The 12,414-nt window shown below is 73.2% G+C and carries 10 protein-coding genes; 6 read left to right on the plus strand and 4 right to left on the minus strand.

Annotated elements, in window-relative coordinates:
* Positions 1–716 precede the first annotated feature (716 nt).
* The 5 genes from ACFV3E_RS24980 to ACFV3E_RS25000 all read left to right on the plus strand — a co-directional run bounded on the left by ACFV3E_RS24980 (position 717) and on the right by ACFV3E_RS25000 (position 6,708).
* Positions 717–1,106: a putative quinol monooxygenase gene (locus tag ACFV3E_RS24980; RefSeq protein WP_500536661.1), complete on the plus strand. Its 390-nt coding sequence runs from the start codon at positions 717–719 to the stop codon at positions 1,104–1,106.
* 206 nt (positions 1,107–1,312) lie between these two features.
* Complete coding sequence (locus ACFV3E_RS24985) at positions 1,313–2,161, plus strand: GNAT family N-acetyltransferase (RefSeq protein WP_500536662.1); 849 nt, start codon at positions 1,313–1,315, stop codon at positions 2,159–2,161.
* Between the two features lie 80 nt (positions 2,162–2,241).
* Positions 2,242–5,118, plus strand: coding sequence for an AfsR/SARP family transcriptional regulator (locus ACFV3E_RS24990; RefSeq protein WP_500536663.1), 2,877 nt, complete (start codon positions 2,242–2,244; stop codon positions 5,116–5,118).
* 185 nt (positions 5,119–5,303) lie between these two features.
* Positions 5,304–5,909, plus strand: a complete 606-nt coding sequence (locus tag ACFV3E_RS24995) for a hypothetical protein (RefSeq protein WP_500536664.1) — start codon at positions 5,304–5,306, stop codon at positions 5,907–5,909.
* Positions 5,910–6,120: 211 nt separating this feature from the next.
* On the plus strand, positions 6,121–6,708 hold the full coding sequence (locus ACFV3E_RS25000; RefSeq protein WP_500536665.1) for a Pvc16 family protein: 588 nt from the start codon (positions 6,121–6,123) through the stop codon (positions 6,706–6,708).
* Positions 6,709–6,780: 72 nt separating this feature from the next.
* Here the strand turns inward: ACFV3E_RS25000 and ACFV3E_RS25005 are convergent, their stop codons facing one another.
* From ACFV3E_RS25005 to ACFV3E_RS25015, 3 genes are all read right to left on the minus strand, one after another.
* Positions 6,781–7,557 carry a GNAT family N-acetyltransferase gene (locus ACFV3E_RS25005; RefSeq protein ID WP_500536666.1) on the minus strand — a complete coding sequence of 259 codons (777 nt, stop codon included), beginning with the start codon at positions 7,555–7,557 and terminating at the stop codon, positions 6,781–6,783.
* Entirely contained in the window at positions 7,554–8,279 is a 726-nt protein-coding gene (locus ACFV3E_RS25010; protein WP_500536667.1) for a helix-turn-helix domain-containing protein, read from the minus strand. The genes ACFV3E_RS25005 and ACFV3E_RS25010 overlap by 4 nt, the downstream gene beginning before the upstream one ends.
* 832 nt (positions 8,280–9,111) lie before the next feature.
* A complete protein-coding gene (locus tag ACFV3E_RS25015; protein WP_500536668.1) occupies positions 9,112–9,990 on the minus strand; it encodes a DUF4232 domain-containing protein in 879 nt (292 codons plus the stop codon).
* A 398-nt stretch (positions 9,991–10,388) separates the two neighbouring features.
* On the opposite strand from ACFV3E_RS25015, the gene ACFV3E_RS25020 reads away from it, so the two are divergent.
* Entirely contained in the window at positions 10,389–11,405 is a 1,017-nt protein-coding gene (locus ACFV3E_RS25020; protein ID WP_500536669.1) for a hypothetical protein, read from the plus strand.
* A 107-nt stretch (positions 11,406–11,512) separates the two neighbouring features.
* On the opposite strand, the gene ACFV3E_RS25025 is transcribed toward ACFV3E_RS25020, so the two are convergent.
* Positions 11,513–12,414, minus strand: a 902-nt coding sequence (locus ACFV3E_RS25025) for a serine/threonine kinase C-terminal domain-containing protein (protein WP_500536670.1), incomplete at its 5' end; no start/stop codon positions are given.

A 12,414-nucleotide genomic window follows, 5' to 3' on the forward strand; every position in this document is an offset into this window, starting at 1 on the left:
GCCCTCGGCAGCGGGCGCCTCGGGGTACGAGGCGAAGGCGAGCCCGGCCGCGAATCCGTCCGCGTAGCCGGAGGGCGACCCCCCGGACGTGTCCTCGGGTTCGACCGGAAGGGCGGCGGCCTGGCCGGCGCGCATCGTCACGGTCCTGTGCGTGGACCGGTCAGGGGGGTTCCGGCTCCTGGTGGCGTCGGCCTCGGCAATCGCGTTCGTCCTCCGCGTCCTCCGCGTCCGCCGGGGCAGCGGTGCGGGGCCGGGACGGCGCACGGCCCCCGCCTCGTCGTCCGCAGCCGCCGGCTCGTCAGGAGGGGCTGCCATCGGATCCTTCCGGCGTCAGGGGGCGAGGGGACTTCACCGCGCGGTCCGCAGACGGACGTCGCGGCCGGCCGCTCCCCGCCGGGCTCGTCCGGGCCCCGGCATGCGGCCCGGGCGGACGGCAGCACCGAACCCCGGGCGAGGCAGGGCAGGGCCGGTCCGCAGACGCATCGGCCGGCGGCCACCGCTCCCACTATCCCCGGGCACACCGCCGCCCCCATAGAACCCGCGTGCCGTCCTGGCGTCACCGTGGATCGATGGCCGGCTCATCGGCGAAACCGCCGTCCGGCCCCGCCTCGGAGATCCGGGGGCGATTCCACGGTGTCCGGCCTCCGGGCGAAGGGGAGGGGACACGCCCCTCGGGGCAGCGACCTCCCCGTGGACGGGTGCCACCATGCCCCTGGGTGGCCGGTGTGCGTGCCATCCACGCCGCGGACGACGGGAGCACCGAGCCGATGAACGACACCCCCGAGGCAACGTGGCCGCTGACCGACGCCCAGCCGGGCCAGGTCGTCGTGATCGCCCGGTGGAGCCCCGGGCCCGGCAGCCGCGACACCGTCCTCGCCACGCTCACGGCACTGGTACGGGCCTCCCGGGACGAACCGGGCTGCCTGGGCTACCAGGTCTTCCACCCGGACGGGACCGACGACGGGGACATCGTGCTGGTCGAGCGCTACGAGGACCGGGCCGCCCTCCAGGCCCACCGCGACAGCCCCCACTTCCGCGGCCTCGCCCTGGAGCGCATCATCCCGCTCCTGAGGGACCGTCACGCGGTCGTCACCACCGTCGTGTGAGGCGGCCGGGGAGCTCCCCGCGCCAAGCGGCCGACGGGGAAACACATTTGGCACGTCCGTTCTATTAATCGCCGTGACGGCCGGGAAAACTGGGGCCGGAAGACTTCGCCCAGGTCGCGGAAACCCCGGGCGGCCCCGCGCATCGCGGGGCGGTCCGGGCGGGCGCGGGGGCGGCACGGGGGCGAGTGGCGCATCACGGGGGTTCCATGAAGATTCCGAGCGGCATCCTTCCCCTCCTGGAGTCGGCGGAGGCGGAGGAGATGTTCGAGTTCGAGGGTCTGGTGGCCGGACAGGACCGCGTCGACCTGGCCATGGCGGCGGCACGGCTCCACGGAGGCGTCTGCCTGTCGGTCGGTGACGACCCCGACAGCTTCTGGAGCAGGGCGCTCGGGTTCGGCTTCGGGACACCGGTCACGGCGGGCCTCGTCGCCGACGTGCTCGACTTCTACACGGCTCACCGGCCCGGCCTGGCCGTTCTGCAGTTCGCGCCCTCCGTGCTGCCCGCGGACTGGGACCGGATCGCCGAGAAGTTCGCGCTGCGGGGCAGCGCGGGGGTGGTCAAGTTCGCGGCTCCGGTGGAGGACGTCATCGCCGCCGGTCGCTCCCTCCGACCGGGTGACGGCCTGTCCGTGGAGGTCGTACGACCGCGGCACGCCGCGGAGTGGGCGCGTACGGTCGCCACCGCGACGGGGATCGGCGGACGGTGCTTCCCGCCCGCCGCCGTCGCCACGGCGGGGCATCCCTCATGGCGTCCCTTCGGTGTGTGGGACGGCGAGGGGAACATCGTCGCGGGAGGCAACCTCCGGATCCACGGCCGGGTGGCCTCCCTCTTCGCGGGAGGGACCCTGCCGCAGGCGCGCGACCTCGGGGCGCAGGGGGCCCTCATCCACGCCCGCGCCCTGGCGGCCCGGGAGGCGGGCTGCGAGTGGCTCGTCGTGGAGACCGGGCCCTCGACCCCGGAAGACCCGAACCCCTCCTACCGGAACATGCTGCGGTACGGCTTCGGGATCGCCTATCGGCGGCCGAGCTGGATCTGGCGACCGACCGGCGCGTAAGGCGGTTCCCGCGGGCCGGCCTCGGCGCGGGCGGCCCGCCGCACACGGCGTGGCATCAGGGATGCCCAGAAGGAAGACCATTGAAGGACCAGTTGCGTTATGCCGTCCTGGGGCCGGTCAGGGCATGGCGGGGTGCGGACGAGGTCGACCTGGGACCGCCCCAGCAGCGAGCGGTGCTGGCCGCGCTCCTGCTGGCCGACGGTGCCCAGGTGTCGGCCGGCGAACTGATCGACGCGGTGTGGGGTACGCGGACGCCCGCCTCCGCGCTGGGCACGTTGCGCACCTACGTGCACCGGCTGCGCAGGGCGCTGGCCCCCGCCGGGGAGGGCGCGTCCTCCACGATCCAGTCCGTGGGGCGCGGTTACCAGCTCCGTATGCCACCGGACGGACTCGACCTCGGGATCTTCCAGGAGCTGCTCACCCGGACGGAGCGCGCCCTCGACGCGGGGAGCCCGAAGGAGGCGGCCGGGCACGCACGTGCGGCCCTGGCGCTGTGGCAGGGATCGGCCCTGTCGGGAGTCCGCGGCGCGTACGCGGACTCCCAGCGGCACAGGCTCGGTGAGCAACGGCTGTCCGGCGAGGCGATGCTCATGAGAGCCGAGATCGACCTCGGTTCGCACGTGCAGGCGGTCGGCAAGCTGACCGGCCTCGTGAGCGAGCACCCGCTCGACGAGCGGTTCCGGGAGATGCTGATGCTCGCCCTCTACCGGTCGGGACGGCAGGCTGCGGCCCTGGCCACCTACCGCGAGGGACGGGAACTGCTGGCGGAGGAGCTCGGCGTCGACCCCGGCCCGGGCCTCCAGCGGATGTTCCAGCGCGTGCTGCGTGCGGACGGCGATCTCGTCGCCCCGGCGGACCGGACCCGTACGGCCCAGGCCCGTACGGAGCAGGCCCTTGCGGAGCAGGTGGACATCGCCCGCGGGCAGGTCCCCTCCGCGGCGGCGACGCCCGCCCAATTGCCCGCGGGCCCGGCGCCGTTCGTCGGCCGGGAGGCCGAACTGTCCGTCGCGACGGTCCTGCCGGCAGAGAGCGGGGCTGCGGTGAGCGTCGTCACCGGCATGGCGGGCGTCGGGAAGACGGCCTTCGCCGTCCACTGGGCCCGGCAGGTCGCCGACGGCTTCCCCGACGGGCAGATCTTCCTCAATCTGCGGGGCTTCGACCACGCGGGTCCTCCGCTCGGCGCGGAACAGGCCCTGCGCACGGTGCTGGACGCCCTGGGCGCCAGCGTCGGGAGCGAGCCGCAGGACGTCGACGCGCTGGCGGCCCTGCACCGCACCTGGCTCGCCGGGAGGCGCGTGCTGCTGCTCCTGGACAACGCGCGCGACGCCGCCCAGGTCCGGCCCCTGCTGCCGGGGGCGCCCGGCTGCCTGGTGATCGTGACCAGCCGCGACCAGATGGCCGGCCTCGTGGCCGTCGACGGTGCCCGGCCGATCCCCCTGGACGTGCTGTCGGCGTCGGAGGGACACAGCCTCCTGACGCGTCGTCTCGGAGGTACCAGGACGGCGGCCGAGCCCGAGGCGGTCGCGGACATCGTCGCGATGTGCTGCCGGCTGCCGCTGGCGCTGGCGATCACCGCCGGCCGCGCGGTGACCCGCCCGGCCATGCCGCTGTCGGTCATCGCGGCGGAACTGCACGACAGCGCCGGTGACCTCGACGCCTTCCGCAGCGGCGACGCGGCGGCCGACGTCCGCGCCGCCTTCGCCTGCTCCTACCGGGCGCTCGGCACCGATGCCGCGCGGCTGTTCCGGATGCTCGCGCTCCATCCGGGCCCCGACATCGGGCCGGGTGCCGCGGCGAGCCTCGGCGGGTTCTCCATGGCGCACACGCGCCGGTTGCTGGACGAACTGCTCCAGGCCCATCTCGTGGACGAGCGCTGCCCCGGCCGGTTCGCCTCGCACGACCTGCTGGGCGCGTACGCCTCCGAACTGCTCGACTCGACGGAGACGGAGGACGAACAGGACGCGGGGCGCCGCAGGCTGCTGGACCACTACCTGCACAGCGCCGGCCACGCGAGGCGGCTCTTCACCTCCGGCCGGGACGACATCGGCATACCCCCGGCGTCGCCGGGCGCGTACGTCGAGGAGTTCGCCCGCGGGGGCGGCGGCGAAGCGGCACGACGATGGTTCGACGCCGAGCACGCCGCGCTGGTCGCCTGCGTCGGCCTGGCCTCCGACCGGTCCTTCGACACGCACGCGTGGCGACTCGCCTGGGCCGTCAGGCCCTACCTGGACCGCCGGTTCGGATGGCACGAGATAGAGGTGACCCACCGGGCGGCCCTGGGCGCGACGCACCGCCTGGGGGACCTGCTCGCCGAGGCGCACACCCTCCTGGGGCTCGCCCGGGCGACGGCGACGCTCGGTCGCATGGAGGAGGCCCGTGGGCACATGGCGCGCTCGGTGGAGCTGTTCGTCAGGACCGGGGACGCCGCCACCGCCGCGAACGCCTACCGCCAGGCCGGATGGCTGGCCGAGCGCCTGGGCGACGTACGCGGCGCGCTGGACCACGCCTCACGGGCGCTGGAGTTGAGCCGGGCGAGCGGCGACGCCGTGACGACGGCACGCTCGCTCAACGCGGTCGGCTGGTACCACGCCCTGCTCGGACAGTACGACCAGGCCCTGGTCCACTGCCGGGAGGCCGTGCCCCTGCACGACGCGGTCGGTGACGTGTGCGGCTCGGCGGACACCCACGACAGCATCGGCTACGCGCATCATCGACTGGGCCGGCACGAGAAGGCCGTGTCCGCCTACCGGGAGGCCCTCGCCCGCTACCGCGCGATCGGCGTCCTGTACGGCAGTGCCGACACCCTCGGCCGGCTCGGCGACACCTACCGGAGCATGGGCCGGCCGGCGGACGCGCGGGACGCCTGGTGCGACGCCCTGGACGCCTTCGACGCGATGGGCCACGGGCGGGGCGACGACATCCGGACCAGGATCAAGGAGCTGGACGGGGGCGGATAGGTCCTGCCTCCCGGCCGCCCCGGGAGCCGCGCCGGGTCGCCCGCGAACGGGTCGTCAACGAGACGTCCATGGAACGTGGATGCCCGCGCGGTTGCCTGTCGGTGGCACGGCATCGCCCCGTGGGAGCGGTGCGCCCCCGCGTGCCGTGTGCACCTGCTCGTACGAACACAGCAAGGGAAGAAGCAATGTCGCGTTCCTACGCATCGCTCGGCATGGCCGCAGCACTCGGAGGTGTCCTGCTGCTCGCCGGATGCGGTGACCCCGACGGCGGATCCGCGTCCCAGGCTCCCGCCGCGCCCGCCGCTGCCTCGCAGGACGCCGGATCCGGCGGCGCCGCGAACGGCGGTACCGGTAACGGCGGTACCGGTAACGGCGCCTCCGGCGGTCAGGGGTCCGGGTCGACCAACCCGTCCGGGGGCTACTGGCCCGCCACCGTGCAGCTCGGCCACAACGACGGTCTCGGCAGCACCGTGGTGGACGGTGAGGGCAGGACGCTCTACCGCTTCGACCCGGACTCCGCACATCCCTCGAAGGCGACCTGCGTCGACGCCTGCGCGGTCACCTGGCCGCCCGTCCTCGTCAACGACGAGATCACCTTCAAGGGGCTGGACAGCAGCACGATCTCCGCGGTCACCAGGCCCGACGGCACACATCAGCTGACCATAGGGGGCTGGCCGGTCTACAAGTTCTCCAAGGACACGGCGGCCGGGGACACCAAGGGCGAGGGCGTCGGCGGCACCTGGTTCGCCGTCGCCCCCGACGGCACGAAGGCCAAGGACAGCAAGGACTGACGGCCCGGCCGGGCGCCGGGCCGGACCCCCACCGGCCCGGCGCCCGGAACGCGTGGGACAGGGCGGTGACGACGATGGCGGCACACACGACAGGCACGACAGGCACGACAGGCACAACAGGTAAGGCAGGGAGGGCGGCCGAGGCGATCACCCGGCGGCCACGGCCCCGCCTCACGGAGGGCGCACGCGCCGGCACCCCGGGAGCCCACCGGTGATCCACGAGGTCGACGAGGCGCTGCGGCGCCTGCTGTCCGCGCGGGCGCTGCCGGGCGGGGCCGCGGACATCGTCTTCGACGCTCCCACCCGCGCCTGGGCGACCCGGCGCGAGGCTCCCACCGTGAACGCGCACCTCTACGACGTGCGGGAGGAGACGGCCGCTCGGGAGCACGGTACGGCGGCACTGCGCGATCCCGCCGGCACGTTCACCGCGCATCGGCGACCGCCCCGCTGGTTCCGGCTGTCGTACCTGCTCACGGCGTGGGCCGACCGCGCCGAGGACGAGCACCGGCTCCTTTCCGCGGTCCTGTCCTGCCTGCTCCCCCACGAGTCACTGCCGGCCGGGTACCTCGAAGGAGCCCTGGCCGACCTCGGCCTGACCGTTCCCCTCGTGATCGGGACCCGGCAGGACGGGCCCCGATCCGGCGCGGACACCCGGTCCGCCGCCCTCGGCGGGGAGCTCAAGCCTTCGCTGGAGGTCGTGGTGACCATGCCGGTGGCGGTCCACACGGACCACACGGTGCCACGGCAGGTCCTGGAGCCGAGGGTGGCGATGGTGCACGACTTCCCCCGGCGGCCGTGAAAGGCGGGGACTCCAGGTGCCCCGGCCCGGCCCGGCGACGCGGGACGCCGTCCGGCCGGGCCGCACCGGTCGTCACGCCTGCTGCGGAGCCGAGATCATGGTCAGCTGCTCCTCGGTGCGGAAGCCCGCCGAGGCGTACACGGATTCGCCCATGCTGCTCGCGTAGAGGTACGCGGTGGTGGCACCGGCGGCGTGGCCCGCGCGCACGATCTCCATGGTGACGGCCCTCCCGTAGCCGCGGCGCCGGTACTCCGGGAGCGTGGAGATGTTGAAGATCCCCGTCAGACCACCGGCCACGGCTCCCAGCCCCGTCCCCACCGGAACGCCGTCCACCTCGGCCAGGTAGCAGGTGAAGCCCTCGACGCGGGCGACGCCCGGATCGGCGAACATGCTGAAGAACGCGTACGGTGCTTCGAAGCCCTCCGCCATCACCTGGGCGTACAGGCCGAGTTCGCCGCCGTCCAGCGCGCGGACGGTCAGGGACCCGTCGACGGGCTCCGGCGGCATTCCCTCTGCTGCGTCCCTGATCATGAGCGGTGTGCGGTCGAACCGGGTCAGCCCGTGCCGTGCCGCCACCTCGGTGACCTCGGCTCCGGGCACCCCGCGCACGTAGATGCTCCAGGGGACGTCCCACGGCTCTGAGGCCGCCAGCGCTGCTATCTCTTCCGCACTCGGTTCCAGCGCCGGGGCGAGGATGCCGTTCAGCGAGGCGACCGGCGCCCCGGTGACGGCCAGCAGGGCGCCGCCCGCACCCCTGCGGGTGCGCCCGGTGGCCACGCCGGCCAGTCCCTCCACGACGTCGGTGTAGGCGGATGCGACCGGCGCGAGCGGGTCCTGGACTCGGGTCATGACGGACCGACCTTTCTCTGGTCTCTCAAGTACGCGGCCGGAGTGGCCCCGTAGAACGATTTGAAGTGCCTGATGAAGTGACTGGCGTCCGAGAAGTGCCAACGCGCCGCGATCTCCGACATCCCGGCCCCGCCGCCCACGTTCATGAGCTCGTCGTGCGCCCTCTGCAACCGCCTCCGCCGGGCGAACGCCATGACGGAGTCGTCCGACGCCGAGAAGCACCGGTGCAGCGTCCGCAGGGACACCCCGACGCTCCGGGCGACCATCGGAGGGGACAGGTCACCGCTCTCCAGGTGCTTCTCTATGACGTTCTTGGCGGCGACCACGACGGCCCCGGGGTGGTCGTCCAGCCGCGGACCGGGGCGCTCCGAGATGATCCGGGAGAACAGCGTGGCCAGGGCGTCCCTGGCCATCCGCTGCGCGGCGACCGAACCCTCCAGTTCACCGCTGCTCCTCTTGATCGTTTCAAGGAAGTTGACGAAGAACCGGACCTCGGGGACGTCGACGTCCGACACGTACGCGTCGCTGAGCGCCTTGAGCGATCCGAGGTGCGGAACGACGAGGTGCCGCGGGATCGATATGACGTGCGCGGTCGTCGCCGGCGAGCAGGAGAACTCCCAGGAGGACTTGGTGTCGCGAATGCAGATCTGCCCGGGCCTGACCGCATGCCTTTTCTTCCCGCCCAGGAACTCGATCCAGCCCGAGGTCACCAGATCGGCCACGATCGGATCCCGGTCGTGGTTGTTGCCCGATACCCCGGTCAGTGAATCGCAGTACACCTGCGCGGACAGCAGGCCGTCGATGAGGTGCCCCTTCGCGGCGAATCGAAAACCGCGGTGAACGGCGGGACGAGGAACGGCAAGGCGTATGAGGTGCGAGAACGGGCCCCGCTCCCATTGCGAGAAATGGCGCTCGGAAACTTGCGCCTGTTCGGCCGTGAGGCTCATTCTCTCCCGGTAGTTTATCGCGCTGTCGTGAACCGGAGATGGGTTCACCGAGCCCGCCGTCCGCTGACCTTCCACCCGTATCCTCCCGCGATCGCCCCGTCACCCGCCGCACAACGCGTTGAGCGATCGACGTGAAACCTGAATTGATGTTGTTCACCCTGATCGGCCGCCCGGTCGGCACACCCCCGCACAAGGGGATGTCGAGCACGTCAGCCGATTCCCGACGATGAGTACGCCGCACCCGGGCGCCCGTACCCAAGTGGGCCACAGCACGCTCCGGCACCCCTGACAAGGTTGTCACCGAGACGGGCCTCATTGCCCGCGAGGTCGTTCACGACCGGGTGCGCCCGGCGCCAGGAGTGCACGTCAGCCGACGGCAACACCGCACAGCGGAGGCGGGCACAGCTCGCACGACACGCCACGGGCGCGTCGACGGCTGCTCGTCGGCATTATTTCCGACGGCACCGCTCATCGAATAGTACGACCGTGCCAGATCGCCCCCCACGTGGAACGTGGGACCGGCACTCCGCTTCCATGCGTCACGGCCCCGGACCGCCGGGGGGATCCGGCCACCGGCCCGGTGGCCGGATCCCCCGAAACGCGCGGGTCAGCGGGCGGGCCGGACCGGGCCGACCTTCAGGCCACCCGCGCCCCGGCCGCTGCACTGCGGGGCCTTCCACGCCACGTTGATCTGGTCCTTCGAACCGGGCGGGAACACGCCGAGGTAGTTGACGCTCCGCAGCGCGCACACGTCGTCGGAGTACCCGGCCTGCCCGTTCGGCGCCTGCGCGTCGACGACGGCGCGGGCTTCCGGGTCCAGGGTCACGGTGGCGACCGGCGTCCCCGTGGTGCGTTCCGCGGCATTTCCCACCTGCCCGCCGTCACGCCCGTGGAAGGACACCCCGGGGAAGCCCGTGAGCGTGCACGCCGTCCTGCCCGTGTTCCGGAAGACCAGCTGGAAATGCGTCGTGCCGGCGCCGGAGTCCTTGTCCCCGAGGGAAACCGAGAGCTGCGCGGACGCGCACCGCTGCGCTCCGCCCTCACGCCCCGAGCCGGAATCGGCGACGGAATCCTGTCCCGCGGAACGGTCGGGCGACCCGGCCCCGGAATCCCGGCCCTCCCCGTCCGAACCGCCGTCGCCCGAATTCCCACGGGCCGGTGACGCGATCTCGGAGGGCGCCGCCGCCGAGGACGGGGACGATCCGGCTCCGGAAGCGTCCTTCGTATCCGGTCCGCACGCCGTCACGGCGAAACCGGCCACGACCAGAGCGAGAACGGGAACGGCACGGCGGGCAGTCGAAACCTGCATCGGAATAACCCCAATTTCTTGACGCCGGCGAGGCCTTTCCCCGCCATGTCCCTCACTTTGACCGTTCACCCGGCACCGGACCAGGCACGCAGGGGCCCTGTGACGACCCCATCCGTGATCGGTTACCGACCGATGACACCGGAGAAATTCCCGGCACCTAAATAGATGCACATGCATTCAGCCGGTGCTGCCGGCGCACGGGACATAGATCCGCCTGCCGGCGCTTCCACGGCACCTTCTTGACGTCCACCGTGTATCCGTTCCGTCGTCTGCGTTCGTGGTGTGCTGTCGCTCCCCTCAGTCAATCCGGCGGTTGTTCACGCCTCGTCGACTGCGCGTTGACGAATCGTCCTTCGGCGGTTGACGCGGGTGCCGACCGGGCGTCCCGGCACGCCCGAATGGAAGATCAGCGCCCGGCGATGGAAGGGATGTGCCGATATCGCGGGGGCGTTGGCCATCGCCTCTGACGCTTTGTCATGCTGATCTCCCCGCCGCCCCCTGCGCCTCGCGCATCGCCGTGCGGCCCGGTCCCTGGTGCATCAACCGCCGTCCGAGGTCGAAGGAGACCGCACACCGTGAACCATCCGCGTGTGTCGTTCCATCAGGTACGCGTCGCCATGGCCGTGCTGAGCCTCGCGCTGTTCGCCCAGACGGCGATCTGGCTCGTGCACGACGTCGTCGTGCGCGGCCTGCCGGGGGCATGGGCGCTGTGGACGGCCGGTGACGCGCCCGGCCTGTCGGCGACGTCCTCACTGGACCTCGGCCTGGCGGCGCTGCAACTGGGCGCCGGGCTGGCGACGTTCCATCAGACCCGGGGCGCCGGCGGTCTGCTGGTGACCGCGTGCGCGGTGACGCTCGGCTTCCGGCTGCCCGCGGTCTGGTACTTCCTGCTCGACTCGCCCTCCGACCCGTGGTTCGGCACGCTCACGGGTGCCTCGGTGAGCGCCGTCGGCGGCACCGCCGCCGTCGCCGTGGTGCTGGCCCTCGTCCTCGGCGTGCTCCTGGTCCTGGCGCGGCAGATGGAGTACGGGGCCGCCGCGGACGCGGTCTCCGGCGGCGGGATCCGCCCGGTGAAGGTCACGGCCACGACCTCCGGCCTGCTGCTGGCGGTGCTCAACGTCTTCTACATCGGCCGGAACGCGGTGACGGCCTTCGAGGTCGGGCCCGGCACGCTCGGCGAGCTGCTCGTCGGCAAGGGCACCGGGCGGGCGGTGCTCGGCGTTTCCGCCCCCTACCAGTGGGCCTGCCTGACGGTGCTGTGCGGGGCCGGCATGTTCCTCGCCGCCCGGCGCCGCCCCGTCGCGACCGGCTTCTCCGTGGGTCTGTCGCTGTTCATGATGCCGTCGGCGCTCACGGAGTTGTGGGCGCACGCGGCGGGCACGGTGCCGCAGTCCCTCGTGGACACGTCCCAGAGCCTGCTGGAGTTCGTGGGTTCCGCGGCTGTCGTCGCCCTCGTCGCCGGGGACGTCCGCCGCGACCGCCGGCCGCACCTGCGCACCTTCGCGGACGCCGCCCCCTCGGTACCGGCCGGGGCCGCAGAAGCCGGCGACCCCGCACAGCGCGACGCCGGCTCGGAGCCCGTCGGGGCCTGAGCGCGTCGGGGTCGCGGTTCGGACGATCCGGCTGCCCCCCGGCGGCAGTGGACACGACGTTGGTGTCCGATGGGCGCTCGCGGCGGGGGGACGCGCGTCCCGGGCGCCTAGCCGTCGAGGCGGAGTCCGGCGACCGCGTTGTCGAAGACCGCCCGGTAGGAGCCCCATCGGTCCGACGGAGCGGAGAGGTAGACCGTGAACTCCCGCTCCCCGGGCTGCCCGAAGCCGAGATCGACGGCCCGGAAGTCCCGGGCCGTCCCCTTGAAGGTGAACTCCCATACGGCGGCGGGCCGCCCGCGCCACCGGGTGCTCTGCATCCGCAGCCGCTCGTAGCCCTCCAGGTCGGGGACCATCTGCTCCTCGACGTCCTCGAAGTGCTGCAGCGGGCTGGGGCCCGCGAAGTCGAGCGCCGCGACCCGCAGGCCCACCAGCCCCGTCGGGTCGACGTAGACGAACTGCCGCCCGTCGTCGCTCACCTGGCGCTTCCAGCCGTCCGGCACGGGGACGGAGAAGCCTCGGTCCCGCTCCGCGACGAGGTGGTAGCCGTCCGGGACAGGGGGCGGTGTGTACGAGGGTGCCGGCGACGCGGAAGGGCCCGCGGCGGAGGAGGGCGTGCCCGGGGTGGTCACCGCGGGCGGGGACGAGGGCGAGGCCGCCGTACCGTGGTGCCGGTCGCCGAAATGCGGGACGGCGTACACGACCCCGCCGGCGAGGGCGGGCACCAGGGCGGCGGCGGTCCACAGCGGGGCGCGGCGGCGCCGGGGGCGCGGCAAGCGGACGGGGGCGGTCGTGGTGCCGCTGCTCCGGGGGCGCACGGCAGGGGCCGGCCCGACCGGGGATGCGAGGCCGTCCCGCGACACGTTCTCGGTCTCGGTCTCGGCGGCGCTCGCCCGCAGCATCCGCTCGGCGTCCGCCGCCGACAGACGCCGCTCCGGCTCCCGCACCAGCAACCCCGCGATGACCGGCCCCAACGGCCCCGCCCCACCCGCCACCGGCACCTCATCGGTGG

Source organism: Streptomyces sp. NPDC059718 (assembly GCF_042733315.1).
In the GTDB taxonomy this organism is placed as follows: Bacteria; Actinomycetota; Actinomycetes; order Streptomycetales; family Streptomycetaceae; genus Actinacidiphila.

Bases quoted from the DNA above. Each gene is read 5' to 3' on its own strand.
- ACFV3E_RS24985 (WP_500536662.1), top strand. From the start codon at position 1,313: ATGAAGATTCCGAGCGGCATCCTTCCCCTCCTGGAGTCGGCGGAGGCG.
- ACFV3E_RS24995 (WP_500536664.1), top strand. From the start codon at position 5,304: ATGTCGCGTTCCTACGCATCGCTCGGCATGGCCGCAGCACTCGGAGGT.
- ACFV3E_RS25005 (WP_500536666.1), bottom strand. From the start codon at position 7,557: ATGACCCGAGTCCAGGACCCGCTCGCGCCGGTCGCATCCGCCTACACC.
- ACFV3E_RS25015 (WP_500536668.1), bottom strand. From the start codon at position 9,990: ATGCATGTGCATCTATTTAGGTGCCGGGAATTTCTCCGGTGTCATCGG.